Annotated in this window: 23 protein-coding genes; 13 read left to right on the top strand and 10 right to left on the bottom strand. The window is 56.1% G+C overall.

Translation table 11 applies throughout. The features are described 5' to 3' along the window. Positions 1 to 44: 44 nt before the first annotated feature. The 3 genes from RAHAQ2_RS04790 to RAHAQ2_RS04800 are packed head-to-tail and all read right to left on the bottom strand — an operon-like array spanning position 45 to position 3,280. A complete protein-coding gene (locus tag RAHAQ2_RS04790) occupies positions 45 to 1,448 on the bottom strand; it encodes an AtzE family amidohydrolase (RefSeq protein WP_015696149.1) in 1,404 nt (467 codons plus the stop codon). A 14-nt stretch (positions 1,449 to 1,462) separates the two neighbouring features. Further along, on the bottom strand, positions 1,463 to 1,657 hold the full coding sequence (gene hpxX / locus RAHAQ2_RS04795; RefSeq protein ID WP_015696150.1) for an oxalurate catabolism protein HpxX: 195 nt from the start codon (positions 1,655 to 1,657) through the stop codon (positions 1,463 to 1,465). 36 nt (positions 1,658 to 1,693) lie between these two features. Then, positions 1,694 to 3,280 (bottom strand): gamma-glutamyltransferase family protein, encoded by a 1,587-nt coding sequence (locus tag RAHAQ2_RS04800; protein WP_015696151.1) that lies wholly within the window; start codon positions 3,278 to 3,280, stop codon positions 1,694 to 1,696. Between the two features lie 200 nt (positions 3,281 to 3,480). Here RAHAQ2_RS04800 and RAHAQ2_RS04805 point away from each other — a divergent pair, with 200 nt between their 5' ends. The 9 genes from RAHAQ2_RS04805 to uraH all read left to right on the top strand — a co-directional run bounded on the left by RAHAQ2_RS04805 (position 3,481) and on the right by uraH (position 10,822). Beyond that, on the top strand, positions 3,481 to 4,320 hold the full coding sequence (locus tag RAHAQ2_RS04805) for a MurR/RpiR family transcriptional regulator (RefSeq protein ID WP_015696153.1): 840 nt from the start codon (positions 3,481 to 3,483) through the stop codon (positions 4,318 to 4,320). 264 nt (positions 4,321 to 4,584) lie between these two features. Next, complete coding sequence (locus tag RAHAQ2_RS04810) at positions 4,585 to 5,370, top strand: transporter substrate-binding domain-containing protein (protein ID WP_193785500.1); 786 nt, start codon at positions 4,585 to 4,587, stop codon at positions 5,368 to 5,370. A 24-nt stretch (positions 5,371 to 5,394) separates the two neighbouring features. Continuing rightward, on the top strand, positions 5,395 to 6,060 hold the full coding sequence (locus RAHAQ2_RS04815) for an amino acid ABC transporter permease (protein WP_015696155.1): 666 nt from the start codon (positions 5,395 to 5,397) through the stop codon (positions 6,058 to 6,060). 2 nt (positions 6,061 to 6,062) lie between these two features. Further along, positions 6,063 to 6,713, top strand: a complete 651-nt coding sequence (locus RAHAQ2_RS04820) for an amino acid ABC transporter permease (protein WP_086935291.1) — start codon at positions 6,063 to 6,065, stop codon at positions 6,711 to 6,713. Beyond that, on the top strand, positions 6,713 to 7,465 hold the full coding sequence (locus RAHAQ2_RS04825; protein ID WP_015696157.1) for an amino acid ABC transporter ATP-binding protein: 753 nt from the start codon (positions 6,713 to 6,715) through the stop codon (positions 7,463 to 7,465). The genes RAHAQ2_RS04820 and RAHAQ2_RS04825 overlap by 1 nt, the downstream gene beginning before the upstream one ends. Before the next feature lie 18 nt (positions 7,466 to 7,483). Further along, a complete protein-coding gene (locus tag RAHAQ2_RS04830) occupies positions 7,484 to 8,722 on the top strand; it encodes a pyridoxal-phosphate-dependent aminotransferase family protein (protein WP_015696158.1) in 1,239 nt (412 codons plus the stop codon). Further along, on the top strand, positions 8,722 to 9,996 hold the full coding sequence (gene hpxK, locus RAHAQ2_RS04835; RefSeq protein ID WP_015696159.1) for an allantoate amidohydrolase: 1,275 nt from the start codon (positions 8,722 to 8,724) through the stop codon (positions 9,994 to 9,996). The genes RAHAQ2_RS04830 and hpxK overlap by 1 nt, the downstream gene beginning before the upstream one ends. Further along, positions 9,993 to 10,487: a 2-oxo-4-hydroxy-4-carboxy-5-ureidoimidazoline decarboxylase gene (gene uraD, locus RAHAQ2_RS04840; RefSeq protein WP_015696160.1), complete on the top strand. Its 495-nt coding sequence runs from the start codon at positions 9,993 to 9,995 to the stop codon at positions 10,485 to 10,487. Before hpxK ends, uraD begins: the two co-directional genes overlap by 4 nt. After that, positions 10,487 to 10,822 carry a hydroxyisourate hydrolase gene (uraH, locus tag RAHAQ2_RS04845; RefSeq protein WP_015696161.1) on the top strand — a complete coding sequence of 112 codons (336 nt, stop codon included), beginning with the start codon at positions 10,487 to 10,489 and terminating at the stop codon, positions 10,820 to 10,822. The genes uraD and uraH overlap by 1 nt, the downstream gene beginning before the upstream one ends. A 12-nt stretch (positions 10,823 to 10,834) precedes the next feature. Here the strand turns inward: uraH and RAHAQ2_RS04850 are convergent, their stop codons facing one another. After that, entirely contained in the window at positions 10,835 to 12,103 is a 1,269-nt protein-coding gene (locus tag RAHAQ2_RS04850) for a glutamine amidotransferase-related protein (protein WP_015696162.1), read from the bottom strand. Between the two features lie 213 nt (positions 12,104 to 12,316). Between RAHAQ2_RS04850 and RAHAQ2_RS04855 the strand changes: the two genes are divergently transcribed. Continuing rightward, the gene (locus RAHAQ2_RS04855; protein ID WP_015696163.1) at positions 12,317 to 12,823 is read left to right on the top strand and encodes a DUF1993 domain-containing protein; all 507 of its coding nucleotides are present in this window, start codon (positions 12,317 to 12,319) and stop codon (positions 12,821 to 12,823) included. 83 nt (positions 12,824 to 12,906) lie between these two features. On the opposite strand, the gene RAHAQ2_RS04860 is transcribed toward RAHAQ2_RS04855, so the two are convergent. Both RAHAQ2_RS04860 and RAHAQ2_RS04865 read right to left on the bottom strand, forming a co-directional pair. Further along, positions 12,907 to 13,680, bottom strand: coding sequence for an amidohydrolase (locus RAHAQ2_RS04860; protein ID WP_015696164.1), 774 nt, complete (start codon positions 13,678 to 13,680; stop codon positions 12,907 to 12,909). Continuing rightward, complete coding sequence (locus RAHAQ2_RS04865) at positions 13,668 to 14,828, bottom strand: pyridoxal phosphate-dependent aminotransferase (RefSeq protein ID WP_015696165.1); 1,161 nt, start codon at positions 14,826 to 14,828, stop codon at positions 13,668 to 13,670. The genes RAHAQ2_RS04860 and RAHAQ2_RS04865 overlap by 13 nt, the downstream gene beginning before the upstream one ends. A gap of 219 nt (positions 14,829 to 15,047) precedes the next feature. On the opposite strand from RAHAQ2_RS04865, the gene RAHAQ2_RS04870 reads away from it, so the two are divergent. From RAHAQ2_RS04870 to RAHAQ2_RS04880, 3 genes are read left to right on the top strand one after another with little or no spacing between them, the layout of a single operon-like run. After that, a complete protein-coding gene (locus RAHAQ2_RS04870) occupies positions 15,048 to 15,662 on the top strand; it encodes a methylthioribulose 1-phosphate dehydratase (protein WP_015696166.1) in 615 nt (204 codons plus the stop codon). Then, a complete protein-coding gene (gene mtnC / locus RAHAQ2_RS04875; RefSeq protein WP_015696167.1) occupies positions 15,659 to 16,345 on the top strand; it encodes an acireductone synthase in 687 nt (228 codons plus the stop codon). The genes RAHAQ2_RS04870 and mtnC overlap by 4 nt, the downstream gene beginning before the upstream one ends. Before the next feature lie 11 nt (positions 16,346 to 16,356). Further along, entirely contained in the window at positions 16,357 to 16,902 is a 546-nt protein-coding gene (locus tag RAHAQ2_RS04880; RefSeq protein ID WP_015696168.1) for a 1,2-dihydroxy-3-keto-5-methylthiopentene dioxygenase, read from the top strand. A gap of 486 nt (positions 16,903 to 17,388) precedes the next feature. On the opposite strand, the gene RAHAQ2_RS04885 is transcribed toward RAHAQ2_RS04880, so the two are convergent. From RAHAQ2_RS04885 to mtnA, 4 genes are all read right to left on the bottom strand, one after another. After that, positions 17,389 to 18,048, bottom strand: coding sequence for a DUF799 domain-containing protein (locus RAHAQ2_RS04885; protein WP_015696169.1), 660 nt, complete (start codon positions 18,046 to 18,048; stop codon positions 17,389 to 17,391). Beyond that, positions 18,045 to 18,422: a DUF4810 domain-containing protein gene (locus RAHAQ2_RS04890; protein WP_015696170.1), complete on the bottom strand. Its 378-nt coding sequence runs from the start codon at positions 18,420 to 18,422 to the stop codon at positions 18,045 to 18,047. Before RAHAQ2_RS04890 ends, RAHAQ2_RS04885 begins: the two co-directional genes overlap by 4 nt. An 18-nt stretch (positions 18,423 to 18,440) precedes the next feature. Next, positions 18,441 to 19,112, bottom strand: coding sequence for a CsgG/HfaB family protein (locus RAHAQ2_RS04895; RefSeq protein ID WP_015696171.1), 672 nt, complete (start codon positions 19,110 to 19,112; stop codon positions 18,441 to 18,443). Between the two features lie 300 nt (positions 19,113 to 19,412). Next, complete coding sequence (gene mtnA, locus RAHAQ2_RS04900; RefSeq protein ID WP_015696173.1) at positions 19,413 to 20,441, bottom strand: S-methyl-5-thioribose-1-phosphate isomerase; 1,029 nt, start codon at positions 20,439 to 20,441, stop codon at positions 19,413 to 19,415. Between the last annotated feature and the right edge of the window lie 16 nt (positions 20,442 to 20,457).

Genomic DNA, 20,457 nt, shown 5'->3' on the forward strand with positions numbered 1-20,457 from the left:
CTTTACTCTTTTCACTTCACCCTGGAAAACGGCGATGCAGGTTATTACGCGGGCATCACCGGAGAACTGCTGACATTCACTATTCCCTGCTGCTCCAGCGCCCAGGCGGCACGCAGGCAGAGGTCTTCGCGCCACGGCGGCGCAATCAGTTGTAACCCTATCGGCAGGCCGGTCGACGTGGTGACCGGCACCGTCACCACCGGCAAACCGAGGAACGAAATCGGCTGCGTCAGCATGCCCATATTGGCACGCGTCGGCAGATCATGACCGTTGATACGAATGGTCTCCTGACCGATTAACGTGGCCGGACACGGCGTGGCAGGCGCGATCAGAATGTCCCAATGATCGAACAAGGGCAAGATTTGCTGCTGAAAGTGCTGACGAAAACGCTGCGCCTGAACATACCATGCCGCCGGGATCATCGCCCCTGCCAGTAAACGTTCGCGCGACAGTGGCTCAAACTGTTCCGGAATACTGCGCAGTTTTGGCAAATACTGATTACCGCCTTCCGACGCGCTGATGATAAACGCAGCCGAGCGCGCCAGTTCGGCCTGCGGCATTTCAATTTCTTCCTGCGCTTCCAGTGCCTGCGCTATCTGACGCACGGCCGCTTTGGCGTGATCATCACACCAGGTAGAAAAGTATCCGCCCAGTACGGCGCTGCGCAGCCCCTGTTGCCCGCGTTTGAGCAGGGAAAAGGTTTCGGTAACCGGTTTGTCTGCCTGGAAATGATCCTGCGGATCTGTGCCCTGCATGGCGTCATAGACCTGCGACAAATCTTCGCTGCAACGGGCCATCGGGCCGATGTGATCGAGGCTGGCGACGAACGGCTGACTGCCGCGACGTGAAATCCGCCCGAAGGTCGGTTTCAGGCCGAGAATACCGCTTAACGAGGAAGGCACGCGGATCGAACCGTTGGTATCGCTGCCGAGGGTGAAATGCACCAGCCCGGCGGCGACGGCTGCGGCCGAACCACCGGAAGAACCGCCGGCCACGCGCGCCAGATCCCGCGGGTTACGGGTGGCGCCATAATGACTGTTTTCGGTGGTGAAGCCATACGCGTAAGCATCCATATTCAGCATGCCGGAAAGCATTGCGCCCTGTGCAGCAAGGCGGGAAACTGTCCAGGCATCATGGCGTGCGGCGGCGTTGCTGCTGTTGAGGCTTGCGCCTGCCAGCGTCACTTCACCTGCAATGTCCAGCAGGTTTTTCACGGCGTAGGGAATGCCCGCCAGCGGAGGCAAGGTTGTGCCGCTGGCGCGGATTTTATCGACTTTTGCGGCTTCGCTCAGCATGCGTTCGCGGGTGATATGCGTGTACGCATTGATGGCCGGATTCGCCTGTTCAACGGCATCAAGCGTGGAAGTGGCGATTTCCGTGGCCGAAATTTCACCCTGTGCGATCGCCTGATGCAACTGGCTGACGGTAAAAGTATCAAACGATTTCATACGCGATACACTCTTCATGCTCTATACACCCCGGCGATTTCCAGGCGGGAGTCGAGCGGTAAATCCATCAGCGGTTGCGCCATTTGCGCAATGCGGCTGAACTGCACCAGTAATTCCTGACGGTGTGCGTCGTCGAGTTCCAGCGCCAGAACGGATTCCATCTGGCGGATATAGGCGGCCCAGTCGGTGGCTGCGGACGTATTTTTCATGTTGCTTCCTTATCAATTCTCATGAGCGAACTCTGATCAAAATCCGGCGGCGCTGCCGTTGCTGCGCGGGTCGGAGGCCCCTTCAAACATGCCATTGGTGTGGCGAATGATCGCACCGGCGTGGCCGACGGCTTCGCTGAAATCCGGCAACAGCTCCACGTCGTGACCGCGTTGTCTCAGCCCGGCCAGCGTCGGATAGGCAAAACGGCCTTCCAGTTTCAGCGAATCCGAACTTTCTCCCCAGGTGCGACCCAGCAGCCAGCGCGGGCCGCTGATTGCCTGCTGCAAAGATTGCCCCTGCACCACATGGCGGATAAACACGGCGGCCTGCGTTTGCGGCTGGCCGTCACCGCCCATCGAGCCGTAAACCATCGTGCGCCCGTCGTATAAGCGTGCGGCGGCAGGATTGAGGGTATGGAATGGTTGTTTGCCCGGTGCCAGCGCCAGTAAATGACCGGCATCGAGGCTGAAGGAGGCGCCGCGGTTTTGCCACAATACGCCGCTGCCCGGCAGCACCACGCCACTGCCAAACTCGTGATAAATACTCTGGATAAAGGAAACGGCCAGCCCGCTGCTGTCCATCACGCCCATCCAGACGGTATCGCCCGGTCCTTTACCTTTGCCCCAGTCGGCGGCGCTGTGGGGTTTGATGCGGGTGGCGAGAGCATCGAGATACTGCGGATCCAACAGTTCCTGTGCGTCCTGCGTCATCATGCGCGGATCGGTGATGAAGCGGTCGCGCAGGCCGAACGCCAGTTTGGTCGCCTCCACCACGCTGTGAATGGTGGCACTTTCGTCCATGGTTTCCAGTGGCAGGCGGTCAGTCAGGCCAAGGATTGCCAGCGAAACCAGCCCCTGCGTCGGGGGTGTCAGGTTGTAGATTTCGCCTTTGCTGTGTTTGAGACGCAGCGGCACACGGCGCTGTGGCTTGTAAGCCGCGAGATCGGCGCGGGTGACCGGCATGCCGAGTTTTTCCATGTCGGCGGCCATATTGTCAGCCAGCTCACCGCGATAGAAACTGTTCAGCCCGTCCTCGCACAGCATTGACAATGTCTGCGCCAGTTGCGGCTGGGTGAAACGGTTTCCGGCGCGGGGCACATCACCGTTAGGCAGAAAAACGTCGGCAAAGGTGCGGAAATCTTTCAGTTCGTGTTGCTTGGCGCGGGTGGCGGCTTCCTGCGAAGCCGTCACCGGAATGCCGTCAGCGGCGTAGCGGATGGCATCGCGCAGCAGCCGGGAAAGCGGTTTCTGTTCGCCACCCAATTCAGCCGACACATTCAGCGCTTCCTGCCAGCCGCCGACAGTGCCTGCCACCGTCAGCGCAGCTTTCGGGCCACGATGCGGAATGTGCGTTTCACCGGCGTAGAAATCGAGAGAGGCGAGGGCGCCCGCCGCGCCGCTGGCATCGATCGCCACCGGATTGCCCTGCGGTGGCACAATCAGCCAGAAGCCGTCGCCGCCCAGCCCGTTCATGTGCGGATACACCACGGCAATCGTTGCGGCTGCTGCTACCATCGCCTCGATGGCATTGCCGCCTTCGCGCAATACCGCAAGCGCACTCTGGCTTGCCAGATGATGAGGCGTGACCGCCATGCCCAGCGGTGCGCTGTTACTGTTAATCATGCGATGTCCTTTTTTGAGACGCTTTTTTTATGCTGCCCGTGTTTGCAGGGTTGAGGGCGCGTAGGGATAAAGTTAAGCAAGAGGTGTTCCACATCGGCAAAAGCCGCCGGCTTTTGCACATAATTTTGCTTGCATTGGCAAGCATAGTGCATGGTATGTTCCGCTGATTTACTGAAACATTGGTTACAAAAGGGACGGAGATGAAACAGATTGATGAGCGTCTGCGTGACCATTACGCAGAACTGACGCCACAGGAACAGCGGGTGGCCGATTTTATTTTTGCCAGCATCGACGACCTGATGAGTTACAACAGCGCCGAACTGGCGCGGCTCAGCGGCGTCTCGAAAGCCACGGTCAGCCGCCTGTTTAAACGCCTCGGTTACCCAAGCTATCGCGATATGCGTGATGAGATGCGTACCCTGCGCCAGAGCGGGATGCCGCTGACGGACAGTCGCGATGCGGTGCAGGGTAACACCTTGTTATCGCGGCACTATAAACAGGAAATGGCTAACCTGACCCAGTGGATTAACCAGATTGACGGCACCCAGTTTGGCGCGCTGATCGCCGCGCTGAGTCAGGCGCGACAGGTGCGCCTGCTGGGCTTTCGCAATAGTTATCCGGTGGCGCTGCATCTGCGACAACAACTGATTCAGGTGCGGGCAGGCGTGATGATGATGCCGCAGCCGGGGCAAACGCTGGCGGAAGAACTGGTGGATCTCACCGCACAGGACGTGGTGATTTTCGTCGCCTTCCGTCGCAGGCCGCGCATGGCAAAAGCGATTCTTATGCAGTTACAATCATTTGGCGTACCTGTGCTGCTGATTTGTGAGCCGCAGGCGCAGGCGCTTATCCCGCTGGCGACCTGGCATCTGGCCGCGCCGCTCGACAGTGTCTCGGCGTTCGACAGTTATTCTTCTGCCATGAGTCTGGCGAATCTGCTCAGTAATGCATTGCTGCACGATATGCTCGCTTCTGGCCGTCAGCGCATTCATCAGATAAGCGACTTGTATAACGATCTGGATGAACTGGAGCAGCGCTGATTCCTGTTTTAAGAACAAACTGAGCGCTTTTCTGGTGCTTTTGCACAACCTTAGTGCATGATAATTTTCTTCCCTTTACGTTTTTTGCCCTGAATCAGGGCAAAAAAATCCCCACTCATTGTACCGTTCACCGTCTAATGCCTTGTCATGCCGTGGCTTTGCGCACAAATTTTCCGTTGCGTTGCTTTTGGCACATTCGTTGCAAAGTTATAAATATAAGAATCTATCGTTTCAAAAACCTTTCACCGGAGATAATCTATGAATATGAACAAACGGCTGTTGGCATGGGCTGGTGCGGCAATGCTGGTGCTTCAGGCATCAGGCGTTATGGCCGATCAGTTGCAGGATATTCAGAAACGCGGCGTGTTGCGTGTGGCCGTTCCCCAGGATTTTCCGCCATTTGGTTCGGTGAGCAAGGATTTACAACCGGAAGGTTATGACATCGATATGGCGCATTATCTGGCCGATAAGATGAAACTTAAGTTGCAACTGGTGCCGGTGACCAGCGCCAACCGCGTGCCTTATCTGCAAACGGATAAAGTCGATCTGGTGATTTCAAGCCTGGGGAAAAACGCTGAGCGCGAAAAAGTCATCGATTTCAGCAACGCTTACGCACCGTTCTTCCTCGGCGTGTTTGGCGCGCAGGGTGACAAACTGTCCGATCTGAAAGCACTGTCCGGCAAAACCATCGGCGTGACCCGTGGCGCGGTAGAAGATCTGGCACTGACTGACGTGGCACCGAAAGATGCCAAAATTCAGCGGTATGAAGACAACAACACCACGCTGTCCGCCTACCTGTCCGGTCAGGTGGAATACATCGCCACCGGTAACCTGGTGGTGGCGGCGATTGCCCGCATGAACCCGGCTAAGGCACCGGTTTCAAAAGTGATGCTGAAAGATTCGCCGTGCTACGTTGGCCTGCGTAAAGACGAACCGGCACTGAAAGATAAAGTGAATGCACTGATCGCCGAAGGCATCAAAGACAAGACGCTGAATACGCTGTCTGAAAAATGGATGAAGGCACCGCTGCCTGCTTCCATCGGCGCGTAATCAGGGGTTTGACGGAGATCTTTCATGACCTATCAGCTTAACTTTAGCGCGCTATGGCCTTATATGCCGGAACTGCTGGCCGGTTTATGGACCACCATTGAGCTGACGGTAATGGCAACGGTTGGCGGTGTCGCAATAGGTATTTGCGGCGCGGCCATCCGCTGCGGCAACCATAAAACCCTGCGTGCGCTCTGGGGCGTGTATGTCGAAGCCATCCGCAATACGCCGTTTGTGGTGCAGCTGTTTTTCATTGTTTTTGGCCTGCCAGCCATCGGTCTGAAAATGACTGCCGGTGAAGCGGCACTGCTGGCGATGCTGATTAACCTCGGCGCCTACAGCACGGAGATTATCCGCGCCGGTATTCAGGTGACGCCGAAAGGCCAGTGGGAAGCCGGACGTGTGCTGGGATTAACCCGCAGCCAGACGTTCATGCGTATCGTGCTGCCGCCGTCGCTGAAACGCATTTATCCGTCGCTGGTCAGCCAGTGCATTATCGTGATGCTCGGATCTTCCGTGGTATCGCAGGTGTCCTATGAAGAACTGACGTTTGCCGCCAACTTAATTCAGTCGCGTACTTTCCTCAGTTTTGAAGTGTATCTGGTCACCACCTTGTTCTATCTGTTGCTGTCGGTGGCGATGCGCCAGTTGTTGCTGCTGGCCGGACGCCGTGTCTTTGGGAGTGAAAACTGATGATGACCTTCACCGACTGGGACATTGTGCGCAATCTCCTGCTGGCGGCGCGCTGGACATTGCTGCTGTCGCTGACCGCGTTTATCGGCGGTACGCTGGTGACGTTGCCGCTGCTGTTACTGCGCCTGACCAAACGCCGCTGGCCAGCGCGCTTTGTGCGTCTTTATTCCGAACTGTTTCAGGGCACGCCGCTGCTGATGCAGCTGTTCCTGGCGTTCTTCGGGCTTGGCCTGTTTGGTATTAACGTCAGCCCGTGGACCGCCGCCGCGCTGGCGCTGACGCTGTATACCAGCGCCTATCTGGTGGATATCTGGAGCGGCAGTATTGCCGCGTTACCGAAAGGCCAGTGGGAAGCGTCGCGCTGTCTCGGCCTGAATTTTGGCCAGACGCTATGGCGCGTCATCACCCCGCAGGCGCTGCGGATTGCTATTGCGCCGACGGTCGGATTTTCCGTACAGGTAGTGAAAGGCACCGCGCTGGCCTCGATTATTGGTTTTGTCGAACTGACCAAAGCCGGAACCATGCTCAATAACGTGACGTATCAGCCATTCAAAGTGTTTGGATTAGTGGCGCTGGGCTACTTCCTGATGTGCTATCCGCTGTCCCGTTACAGCCAGCATTTAGAAAAATCATTGCGCGGAGAGAAACAGTAATGCCACTGATCACCATCAATCAGGTTCAGAAATTTTACGGTCAGAACCACGTACTGAAAGGCGTGGATCTGGATATTGACAGCGGCGAAGTGATTTCGATCATCGGCCGCAGCGGTTCAGGGAAAAGCACGCTGTTACGCTGCATGAACGGGCTGGAAGGCTATCAGGAAGGCAGCATCAAACTCGGCGGGATGACCATTACCGACCGCGATTCTCAGGCGCGTGATATCAGCCGTTCCGTGGGCATGGTGTTCCAGAGCTTCAATCTTTTTCCGCACATGACCGCACTGGAAAACGTCATGCTGGCGCCGCGCCGCGTGCTGAAAAAATCTGCCACCGAGTGCCGTGAACTGGCCGCGCAGATGCTGGCGAAAGTCGGGCTCGCGGATCGCATGGATTATTACCCGTCCAGCCTTTCCGGCGGTCAGCAGCAACGTGTGGCCATTGCCCGTGCGCTGGCGATGAACCCGAAAGTGCTGCTGTGTGATGAAATCACCTCAGCGCTGGATCCGGAATTAGTCGGCGAGGTACTGAAAGTGCTCGAGCAACTGGCGAAAGAGGGCATGACGCTGGTGCTGGTGACGCACGAAATGAATTTTGCCCGCGAAGTGGGCGACCGCGTAGTGTTTATGCATCAGGGCACCGTGTGGGAACAGGGCGAAAGCCGGGCGCTGTTTGCCAACCCGCAAACCCCCGAGTTAAGACAGTTTATCGCCTCCGTGCGCGGCCTGAATGAGGCTGCTTCAAGCTAACATTGTAAAGGATTAACTATGTCAGATTTCATCTCTCCCGGACAAATCAACCCGCCAACCCGTCTGCTGATGGGGCCGGGACCCATCAATGCTGACCCGCGCGTGCTGCGGGCGATGGCGAGTCAGCTGGTCGGGCAATACGACCCGGTGATGACCGGCTACATGAACGAAGTGATGGCGCTGTACCGTGCGCTGTATAAAACCGACAATCAGTGGACATTCCTGATCGACGGCACCTCGCGCGCCGGTATCGAAGCTGTGTTGCTTTCCGGTATCCGTCCGGGTGACAAAGTGCTGGTGCCGGTGTTTGGCCGCTTCGGCCATCTGCTGTGCGAGATTGCCCGCCGCTGCCGCGCCGAAGTGCACACCCTCGAAGCGCCTTGGGGCGAAGTGTTTGATCCGCAGCAAATCGAAGATGCGATTAAATCGGTGAAACCGCGCTGGCTGCTGACCGTGCAGGGCGACACCTCCACTACCATGTTGCAGCCGCTGGAACAACTGGGTGAAATCTGCCGCCGTCACGGCGTGCTGTTCTACTCCGATGCCACGGCGTCCTTTGGCGGCAATCCGCTGGAAACCGACGTCTGGGGGTTAGACGCGGTGTCTGCCGGTTTACAAAAATGCCTCGGCGGTCCGTCAGGCAGCTCGCCGGTGACCATTAGCCCGCGCTTTGAAGAACAAATCCGTCGCCGTAAATGCGTGGAGCAAGGGATCCGTACCGCCGATCACGCCGACGGCGACGATGAGATGATCTACTCCAATTATTTCGATCTGGGCATGATCATGGATTACTGGGGGCCGGAGCGTCTGAATCACCATACCGAAGCCACCAGCATGCTGTTTGCGGCACGCGAATGCGCGCGCATTATTCTGGAAGAAGGGCTGGATACCGGCATCGCCCGCCACAAATTGCACGGCGGCGCATTACTGGCAGGCATTCAGGGCATGGGACTGGAGGTGTTCGGCGACCTGAACAACCGTATGAACAACGTGCTTGGCGTGGTCATTCCTCAGGGCGTTCATGGCGAACAGGTGCGTCAGATGATGCTTAATGATTTCAGCATCGAAATCGGCACGTCATTTGGTCCGCTGGCCGGGAAAATCTGGCGTATCGGCACCATGGGTTATAACGCGCGTAAAGACTGCGTGTTGCAGACGCTGGTGGCGCTGGAAGCGGTGCTCAACCGTCTGGGCTTTGCGTCGAAATACGGCGCTGGCGCGCAGGCCGCCTGGGATCACTACGCAGGAGATCAGTAATGGCAGAAGCCTTTACGCTGGCTGCGGTTTCCGAAAGCGCAAAGCTTGCCGCTGAGCGGGTGATGGCGCGCTGCGACGCACTCGCTGCCATCAGCGAAACGCCGGGGCAACTGACCCGCGTGTATCTCTCAGCCGAACATTTGCAGGCCAATCAGGTGGTGGGTGAATGGATGGAAGCGGCCGGGATGCGTGTCTGGCAGGACAGCGTCGGCAATATCTGCGGGCGTTATGAAGGGCTGGATCCTTCGGCTCCTGCCATCCTGCTCGGTTCGCATCTCGACAGCGTGCGCAATGCGGGGCGTTACGACGGCCCGCTCGGCGTGCTGACCGCGCTGGAAGTGGTGGCTCATTTGCATCAGAACGGCATTCGTTTGCCGATGGCGGTGGAAATTGTCGGCTTCTGCGATGAGGAAGGTACACGTTTTGGCATCACGCTGCTCGGCAGTCGCGGCCTGACCGGCACCTGGCCGGCAGACTGGCTGGAACGTCAGGACGCGCAGGGGATTTCTGTCGCACAGGCGATGCGCAACGTCGGTCTGGATCCGCTAAAAATTGGCGCGTCACAGCGCGCGGTCAGCGATTTCTGTGCGTACCTTGAATTACATATCGAACAAGGCCCGTGCCTGCAAGCGGCAGATGTGCCGCTTGGCGTGGTCACCGCGATTAACGGCGCACGTCGTCTCAATTGCGAATTCACCGGTCACGCCGGGCATGCCGGCACCGTGCCGATGGGGCAGCGTCAGGACGCGCTGACTGCCGCCGCCGAATGGACGCTGGCGATTGAAAGCATCACCACCGCCACCGGCCGCAATCTGGTGGCGACAGTGGGCACGCTGGAATGCCTGCCGGGTGCGGTGAATGTTATTCCGGGGCAGGTGAAATTGTCGCTGGATGTACGCGGACCGCGTGATGATGATTTATCGGCACTGCTGGAAACGCTGCTGGCGAAGGGCCGCGATATTGCTGCACGTCGCGGGCTGACGTTTGCCGCCGAACAGTTTTATGGCATCAGCGCGACGGAATGTAACGACGGCTTACAGCATCGTCTCAGCCAGAGTGTTTTGCATTTACAGGGGCAGGCGATGTCGCTGCCAAGCGGCGCAGGGCACGACGCGATTGCCATCGCCGAATGCTGGCCGGTCGGCATGTTGTTTGTACGCTGCAAAGACGGCATCAGCCATCATCCCGATGAATCTGTCACCTCCGGCGATGTGGCTTACGCGGTACAGGCGTACATCAATACCGTGCTGAGTTTTGCTGAGGGGCATTTATGACCTTTGAAGAATTCAATGCGCTGTCTGAATTCGAAGCCGTTGCCTTGCTGCGTCCGCTGGTCAATATTCCGGCCTGGGCGAAAGGGGTCAGCGACCGACGGCCTTACGCGTCGTTGTCAGCCTTGCTGCAATACGCAGAAACCGCCTGCGCAGGCTGGACGGCGGAAGACATTACACGCGCGCTGTCAGCACATCCGCGCATTGGCGAGCGGGCCAGCGGAGCCAGCAAAGAAGCGCAGCTTTCCCGTGGCGAACAGGCGACGCTCAATATCAGCCAGCAGGCAATGACTGATGCGCTGCACGAGGGTAATCTGCGTTATGAACAGCGCTTCGGACGGGTGTTCCTGATCCGCGCTAAAGGGCGCAGCGCAGAGGAGATCCTGGAGAATCTGCAACGGCGGCTACAGAATTCACCGGACGCTGAAGATCAGGAAACGGCGCAACAACTCAAAGAAATTACCCTGCTGCGTTTAAAGGAGATATTTCAATAATGACCCGCATTACTACTCATATTCTCGATACGTCGTTAGGGCAGCCCGCGGCCAATGTGCGCGTCTGGCTGGAAAGCATTGAAGGACAGAACATCACGCTTGTCAGCGAAACCCAAACCGATGCCGATGGCCGCGCCGCAAAATTAACGCCGGAGCCGGTTGCTTCAGGGCATTACCGGCTGTGTGCGGATATCGGCGCGTATTTCGCCGCCACCGGGCGTGAGACGCTTTATCACTCAGCGATCATTGATGTGGTGATCGCCGGAGAACAGGCTCATTACCATCTGCCGCTGCTGATCAGTCCGTATTCTTATTCCACGTATCGCGGCAGTTAGCTTTCGCTTCTGTCAGCCCATCAGCAGGTGCGGATGTTTTAGCCGCACGCTTTGGGTCAGCGCGGCGTGACTGATATCCCGGTCGCGGTTGCCCTGACGCACCTGTTGCAGGAACGCCATCAGCAGCGGATTCGGCCGCTCGCGGCGCGACATCAGCTCCGGCTGCCCCTGCACACCCATAAAGAACGGATGATTGTTCAGCTCAACGGCCTGCGCCTGTTCACCACTTTCATCATACCCTGAAACAATCAGCCCGGCGTTTTCCAGCTCAGCCAGCAAATGCGGATTCAGATAACGGCGCTGGTTGTAGCGCAGCATAAATTCATCCCCCGTTTTATTCGCCAGCAGGCTGCCGCTGCGGGTCATGACCGGATGATTTCCCAGACGCGGCTGCGTGTTTTCGGCCAGCGGCAGAGCGGTTTGCAGGCTGCCGAGCGTCGACGGCCCGTGCATCACCACGCGTTCCAGCCCGAGTATTTTCTGCCCCAGCGCGGTGACCATCTGATGCATACCCTGATTAATCCCTAATACCGGCGTCTGGTTTTCCAGAGCCCAGGTGGCGGTCGCCAGTTGCCCGGCCTGCGTGTCGCTGCGGGTGAGCGTCGCGCCCGGCAACATAATGCCGTCGACGTCAGACAGCGTGGCATCAAGCTGACTGCCCGCCAGTGACGGCGTGACATAAATAACGTCAATGTTCATTGCCAGTGCATCGGCAGCATCTCCCAGTGCAGCCAGCATCGCCGGATAACTGTCGCGCTGCTCGGTAAAATCCCCGACCAGTGCCACGCGCAGGGTTTTTCCTGCCCGCATGACCGGTTGTGAAACCGGGCCTAATGCCCAGCGGCCAAAGGCATCACGCCCCCAGCCGTTGCTGCGAATTTTGCCGGTAATGCCGTCTTCCAGCTGGAATTTATCCTGATTGCGCACCACGGTTAATGATTCAATTTCAATGCCCTGCTCTGCGATGAGTGCGGTCAGTTCTGCGGATAACGGTTCACGCAACGGCACGACGACATCTTCTTTAAGTGCCCGATAAATCAGGGATTCAATGCCGGATTCTTCACCCGCACCGCGCCCGGTCAGACGCTCCAGCCACACCAGCCCGCTGGTCAGTGCATGTCCCTGCGCCGTCACGTGCTGACAGGCATTTGGGTAACATCGGGCATCATGACTGACGGGAAAGTGACACAGCGGCAAAGCGCGTAGCTCAGCAAGTATCGCTGCCATCGCGCCGTACAACGCAGGTTCGGGCGTGGAATGTGCAATAAAGGTGATGGTCATCAGGGGGCCTCTGTCAGATGTTTTTGCGGAGGTATGGAATGCAAGAATTGATCCATACGCGGATGTTTTTACATGCGCTGACAAAAAGAGAGGCGCCGGTCGCAAAGCGGTCTTTTCGTCACACTTCACTGCTATAAAACGTCGCACTGTTCAGACCATAACGCGCTAAGGTAGCGCCGGTTGTTCTAAACCATCATTCACTGAGGAAGCATCATGTCAGCATCGCTTTATGGCAGTACGGCCGCACAGTTTGTGCGTGGCTTACAGAATCTTTCAGCATTGCTGGAAAAAGGCGCAGCATGGGCAAAGGAAAACGGTAAATCAGAAGAGGAAGTTCTGAATACCCGTCTGGCTGAAGATATGTATCCACTGGCGCGACAGGTGCAAATCACCAGTGATATGTCGAAAGGCGCGATTGCCCGTCTGTCGGGCGTTGCCGCACCGGCAATGGAAGACAATGAAGTGACGTTTGCCGAGTTGCAGGAGCGTATCGCCAAAACGCTGCGTTTTATCGAAAGCGTGGATGCACAACAGCTTGAAGGCGATGAATCCCGTGAGATTGTGGTGAAAGGCAGAAACCGTGAAATGAAATTCACTGCGCACAGCTATGTTACCGTTTTCGCCGTGCCGAACTTCTATTTCCATATCACCACGGCCTATAACATTCTGCGCCATCTGGGCGTGAATATCGGCAAAATGGACTTTATCGGCGGCAACTAAACCGACTGGCAGGAATAAAAAATGCCCCGGCTGAGAAGTCCGGGGCATTTTTTATTCCAGAAGCGAAGCCTTAATCATGAAGACTAATCATGGAGCAGATAGCTATCGGCATCGCGCCAGGCCGGGAAGGTTTCGCGGTAATCCTGTAACGCTTCCAGCGACAACTCTGCGTCGATAATCATCGCCGAACCCGGCTCGGCACGCGCCAGCTCTTCACCCTGCGGATTAATGATCAGGCTGTCACCGCTGTAGTAATGACCATTGTCATCGTGGCCTACGCGATTGCATCCGGCGACATAAACCTGATTTTCAATCGCACGGGCGGCGAGCAGCGTCTGCCAGTGGCGGCTGCGCGGGGCAGGCCAGTTGGCGACGTAAAGTGCCAGGTCATAATCCTGACGGTTGCGGGAATAAACCGGAAAACGCAGGTCATAACAGACTTGTGGCAAAATACGCCAGCCACGCCATTCCACGATTTCACGACGCTTGCCCGGCACATAATAATTGTGTTCACCGGCCATGCGGAACAGATGACGTTTATCGTAAAAATGCACCTTGCCCTGCGGTTCAACCAGCAGGAAACGGTTCACGGCGCCTTCCGTGGTGCTTAACGCCACACTGCCGCCAATCATCGCCCCGAGCTGCTTCGCCCACTGTTGCAGCCATTGCACGACACGCGATTCAGGCAGCGCGCTGCCCGGTGCCTGCATGGCGAAACCGGTGGTAAACATTTCCGGAAGAACAATCAGGTCGCGGCCGGTCAGCGCACTGAGCAAACCGTCGAAATGTGCGAGGTTCGCCTCGCCATCCAGCCACACCAGCGGCTGTTGCAATACGGACAGTTTTAAAGTTGACACAGGCGCTCCGCAGCAGCGTCCAGCGTGGCTTCCTGTTTGGCGAAGCACAGCCGGATCAGTTTATGTGGGAAAGGCGCGGCGCAGAAGACCGACATCGGAATGGCTGCTACGCCCACATGTTCAGTCAGCCAGTGGCAGAATGCCACATCGTCTAAATCGGAAACCTCACTGTAATCGACCAGCAGGAAATAGGTGCCCTGACCCGTTAAGACCTTCAGGCGACTGTTGGCCAGCCCTTGTGCGAGACGGTCGCGTTTAGCCTGATAAAAGGCCGGTAACTCCTGCCAGTGTTCAGGCGCTTCACGCAGCATATCCGCCAGCGCCAGCTGAACCGGCGTGGTGACAGAAAATGTCAGATACTGGTGAACCTTGCGCAGTTCTGCGCTGATTATCGCTGGTGCCACGCAGTACCCCACGCGCCAGCCGGTCATGTGATAGGTTTTGCCGAACGATGACACCGCAATGGCGCGCTGACGCAGCTCCGGATGTCGCAGCACGCTGGCGTGACCTTCCGGCGCAAAACAGATGTGCTCATACACTTCATCGCTCAGCACGAAAATGTGCTTATCCGCAATGCTCTGCCAGAGCTGTTCAACGTCGCTGTGGCGCCAGACGGTAGCCGACGGGTTGTGCGGCGTGTTGATGATCACAAGCCTGGTGCGGTCGGTAATCTGATCGGCGAATTCCGCCCAGTTCACCCTGAACTCCGGGGGTTGCAACTGAATGCGTTTCATCACGCCGCCTGCCAGTTCTACTGCCGGGGCGTAGCTGTCGTAACTGGGATCGAAAGCAATCACTTCATCGCCTTTCGACACCAGCGCGGTGATGGCGATATACAGCGATTCTGTCGCGCCCGCCGTGATGGTGATGTCGGTACTGGCGTCCGGTGCATAGCCATAAATCTGCTCTGTTTTCGCGGCAATGGCTTCACGCAACTGCGCCGTGCCAGTCATGGGGGCGTACTGGTTTGCGCCCTGACTGACGTGATAAGCCAGACGGTTTCTCAGGTATTCGGGGCCGTCGAAATCAGGAAAGCCCTGCGACAGGTTAATCGCATTATGTTTCTGCGCCAGCGCACTCATTTGGGTGAAAATCGTAGTGCCTAATGCCGGAAGTTTACTTTCGGGGATCAATGCTGCTGTGCTCATGGCGGGTCAGTACTCCTGGACCGTTGACCTGACAGGCGTCAGGTGTGCAAATAGCGATGTTGCTCACAATATAACACGATGTTAATATTTGGCAATCGAGACGCTTAGATGGCTAAATGCCAATTCGGTCTAAGCCGCAACACATTGAATATATCGCGGTAAATAGCGTCAGTTTCAGTCCGAACTCCGTCCCTCAACGCACAGCTTTTCAGGAATACGATGACAGAGAATTTGCAACTGGGCGCGCTGCTGGCGGCCTGTCACTGGATTGGACAGAAGGGCTGGAGCCCGGCGACGGGCGGCAATATGTCTGTGCGCGAAGGCGAGGCACATTGCCTGATCACCGAATCAGGGAAAGACAAAGGATCACTGACTGCAGACGATTTCCTGCTGGTGGAGCTGGAAAGCGGCCTTGCGCCCAGCGGACGTCGTCCTTCTGCGGAAACCGGCCTGCACACTATGCTGTATTCCCGCTATCCTGAAACAGGCGCGGTGCTGCATACCCATTCGGTCAATTCGACGGTGCTATCGCGGGTTGAGCGCAGCGGCGCGCTGGTGCTGGAAGGCTACGAGATGCAGAAATCGCTCAGCGGCCAGACCTCGCACCTCGATCAGGTGGTGATCCCGATTTTCGACAACAGCCAGGATATTCCTGCGCTGGCGCAGAAAATTATTGCGTCAGCAGAGCACACGCCGTTGCAGTATGGTTTTCTGCTGCGCGGCCACGGGCTGACGTGCTGGGGGAGGGATGTGGCCGAAGCGCGCCGCCATCTGGAAGGGCTGGAATTTCTGTTCCAGTGTGAACTGCAACGTCGCCTGCTGGAGGCCAAATGATCCGCGCCATTGTCACTGATATTGAAGGTACCACCACGGATATCCGTTTTGTGCATCAGGTATTATTCCCGTATGCCCGGCAGCGTCTCGCCGAATTCCTGCGTCATCAGCATGAACAACCTGAGGTGGCAGCCGCGCTGGAAACCTTACGCGCTGAAATCGACCGGCCACAGGCCAGTGTCGAGGCGCTGATTGAACAACTCTTTACCTACATGGACAACGATGTCAAATCGACGTCGCTGAAAGTGTTGCAGGGCATCATCTGGCGTACAGGCTATGAGAACGGCGATTTTCGCGGACATCTGTATGCCGACGTCGCGCCGCAACTGGAAGCGTGGAAAGCGGAAGGTCTGCAACTTTGCGTCTATTCCTCGGGTTCGGTGGATGCGCAAAAGCTGCTGTTTGGCTACAGCGATGCCGGTGATTTAACGCCGTTGTTCAGCGGGTATTTCGATACCCGCGTGGGTGCCAAGCGTGAAACGGAGTCGTATCAGAACATCGCTGAACAACTGATATTGCCGCCGCAGGATTTACTGTTTTTATCGGACATCCGTCAGGAGCTGGACGCCGCGCGCTTAGCGGGCTGGCATACCTGTCAGCTGATCCGCGATGACGCTGACGACCTCAGCGATCACCTGCAGGTTAATCGTTTTGATCAGATAGCCTTAGAAACATTCTTATAAGAGGGTTGACCATGAGTGCATTAACGATTTTTAGTGACCAGGATCCTTGCGCACCGTTGTGGGAAAGCCGCGACGGCGACGCGATCGCCGCCGAACTGAGCAAAATTGATGTGCGTTTCGAACGCTGGCAGGCTGACCGCGATTTAGGCGAGAACCCGCAGCCGCAGGACGTGATTGCTGCTTATCAGCATGAGATCGACAAACTGGTCGAAGAGAAGGGCTACCAGAGCTGGGACGTGATCAGCATGCGTCCGGACAACGAGCAACGCGAGGTGCTGCGCACTAAATTCCTGTCCGAACATACGCACGGTGAAGACGAAGTGCGTTTCTTTGTTGAAGGCGCAGGGCTGTTCTGCCTGCATCTGAACGGCAAGATTTTCCAGATCCTGTGCGAGAAAAACGATCTGATTTCCGTACCGGCCAACACCCGCCACTGGTTTGATATGGGCGGCTCTCCGTCATTCACCGCAATCCGCGTTTTCGATAATCCCGAAGGGTGGGTGGCGCATTTTACCGGCGATAAGATTGCCGATGCGTACCCGAGAATGGGTGAGTAAGGTTTGCGTACTGCAGAAACAAAAAAACCACCGAAAGGTGGTTTTTTTGTGCTGGTCAGGTTAGCGGCCTTCCCAGCGGGCTTCGTTACTGATGTAACGCAAGCGCAGACTAGCGGGAGGGATAGTCTACTTTTTGAACTTATTTGTCAAGGACCCAGGCAATGCGTGTATGATGACGCCGGGCCTTTACGCCGTCTTAGCAAACGGGCACCGGTTTCAGGAAAGGATGTCCAACGACCGTCAACGCAGGCGCAGACTAGCGCTTGTTTTCACGGAGATATCACCGGTGGTGTTAACGTGAAGCGGTCTTTGCAAGGACCGCACAATGAAACGGTACATCTGTATCTTTATCGTTGTCACCGGCGCGGCAATGTTTCAGGGCAAAGGAAGTTGGAGTATCTCCAATAATTTTCTCTCTGTAACAATTGACGCATCGGGCAAGTAAGCCAGAAAGCCGTCCCGTAAGGGACGGCTTTCTTTAGGCCTTTAACGCATTGCCTGCTTACCATAATTTGGTGAGCGCGGGCCATACAGCAGGCCATCGGTCTGAGATGCACTCAGCAGACGGTAGCTGGTGAGCCCGGCGATATCATGACCTTTGTCGGAAATCGTGCTGGAGATTTGCTTCACCGCAGCCTGAACCAGCATGCCGATGATCCCACCGTTATTGTTGTCATGTTCGCTGTCAGAGGCAGTGGCGTTACCTGTCCACAGCACTTTGCCATTGCGTAAATCCACCAGTTTGGCATTAGCGGTCACACGGGTTTCGCTGGAAACCACCATGTAAGTGCTGCCGTAGCTGGTGATATCAATGTAAAGCGCGGCATCCGCCCCGAAAATTTCACGCAGTTTGGCGGCGCTGACTGCACGGATATCTTCCGCACCGGTTATGCCGTTCTGCTTGAAAGTTTCCTCAACGACGGCCACCGGGAAGACATAGAAGCCGTCTTCAGCCAGCGGTGCGGTGACAGTAGAAAGCATGCTGTGGCTGGCATTCACATCCGGTGAATGGTTCACCGGTGGGAGCACCAGAATCGATCTCGGTTTGCTCTCTTTAAACGCGGTGTAATCGTAGGACGCTTTTTTCGCACAACCCGTCAGCAGTAACGTCAGCACTACCCCGGTCAGCAGGAATAAACGTTTCATTTAACTCTCCCTTTATTTTTCAGCAGGAAATCCATGTAGGTTGCTGACTCCGGAAATAAACTTTTCTCAGTATTGAATTCCTGGAATGCCAGATCGGTATGACCGGTATTGGCATAAAGTAATCCCAGTTGCGCGTGCAGGCCAGGGGGAACGGCTTTACTGGTGGCGCGGGATTTTTCAATCGACTCTTTCAATGACGCGATTTGTTCTTCAGGACCGACTTTGTCTCCCTGATAATATTGGTATACCGTGGTCTGGTAATTGTCCCAATTATAAAGTGATTTATCTGTCTGCTTTGCGCAGCCCGCTAATAATAACGCTAAGGTAATAAGACTACCTTTTATCAGGGCGCTGTGGGTTTTACATACTGTCATTTTATAATATCCGTATTATTAATTAGCCGGACGCCATGCGCCGCTTTCAATTCCATTCACCAGATTATTCACCGCTTCGCGGATCGCTAAATCCAGCACTTTGCCGTTTAAGGTGGAGTCATAACTGGCCGTGCCGCCGAAACCAATAATTTCGCGATTGGACAGAGAATATTCGCCTGCGCCTTGTGAGGAATACACCACTTCAGACGTCTGTACATTGACGACATTCAGGCTGACTTTGGCATACGCGATCTGCTGCTTACCGCGGCCGAGGATGCCCCATAGCTGGTTGTCGCCGACTTCTTTACGGCCAAATTCAGTCACATCACCGGTGATGACGTAGTTAGCCCCTTTCAGGGTTTGTGCCTGGCCTTTAATTCCGGCTTCTTCTTTAATTTCCGCCATATTCGTGCGGTCTAATACATTGAAGCGGCCAGTTTGTTGCAGGTCGGTGACCAGTATGGTTTTAGACTGATTGCCCAGACGATCGACGCCGTCGGAGAAAATGCCACTCATATAGCTGGAGCGGTTATCGAATTTGCCGACTGAAATTGGACTGCGGGGACCATTATATTGGGTGTTATAAGACGCGACTTTCTGAACTTCTACCGTACGCGATGATTCTGTTGCGCACCCTGATAATGTGCCTGCCGCAATAATTGCCGACAAAACGAAAACTGATTTCCTCATGTTACTATTCCTTGTCCATTTAATGTCTTATTAACGGCTAATAGCTGCCCGTGCCAAATTAAATTCATTTGACTTAATGCCATTGCAATATGATGAAACAGATATTTCACTTAAAGGCGCGAATTATCTCAATAGCCAGATTTACTATTTTCAGTTCCTAAAAACTGCCGCTGAAAAGGGAAAGTTGGCTAATAATAATCCTAACAGATATTGGTTTTCGATTTCCTTACATTTATGGATTTTTCTTATCATTAGCTTAAAAAAACAGCGCCCGCAGGCGCCATATTATGAAAGTGTGTATTAGCGTAAGGCCTGGCGGAAGACACCATCCCGAACCTGACCTGGTGTGACCACGCCAACATCCAGCACCCATCCGCTGATTAATTCTGCCGGTGTGACATCAAACGCCGGGTTGTAAACCTGCGCATTGTCCGGTGCCCATTGCACGGACCCGAAACTGCCGGAAACGCCGGTAACTTCACCCGCCGCCCGTTGTTCGATGGGGATAGCGGCACCATCCGGGCACTGCGGATCATGGGTGGTATGCGGCGCGGCAACGTAGAACGGAATACCGTGATATTTCGCCAGAACCGCCAGGCTGTAAGTGCCAATTTTGTTCGCCACATCACCGTTGGCGGCAATGCGGTCAGCGCCGACCCAGATAGCATCGACGCGCTTTTGCGCCATCAGGCTGGCGGCCATCGAATCACAAATCAGCTGATAAGGAATGCTTAATTCGCCGAGTTCCCAGGCGGTCAGGCGGCCGCCCTGCAACAACGGACGGGTTTCATCCACCCATACCTGCGCAACATTCCCCTGTTCATGTGCACGACGGATCACGCCGATGGCCGTCCCGACACCGGCCGTTGCCAGACCGCCGGTATTGCAATGGGTGAGCAGACGACTGCCGGGCATCACCAGCGTCGCGCCGTGGGTGGCAATGCTGTCACACAATGCGCGGTCTTCGTCCACCAGGCGCAGGGCTTCTTCGGTCAGCGCTTTCACGTAATCAGTGTGTTGCAACGCGGCCTTCATACGGTCGAGATTATTCATCAGATTCACTGCCGTCGGACGCGAGGCGCGCAGTGTTTCCAGCGCATGATGCAATGCATCCTGCGCCATTCCCTGTTCAGCCAGCAGCGCCAGCAAAAGGCTGGCGGACAAACCAATCAGCGGTGCACCGCGTACACGCAGGGTGCGGATGTGATCCACCAGTTCGCTGACATCGCGGCATTCGCGCCAGTCTGAACGTTGCGGCAGGGCTTGCTGGTCGAGGATCCACAGCTGGTTTTCACGAATACGTAAACTGGTGGTTGTGAGGCTTTGCATTGTTGGTTAAATCCTT

It is taken from the genome of Rahnella aquatilis CIP 78.65 = ATCC 33071, from assembly GCF_000241955.1.
GTDB classification, from domain to species: domain Bacteria; phylum Pseudomonadota; class Gammaproteobacteria; order Enterobacterales; family Enterobacteriaceae; genus Rahnella; species Rahnella aquatilis.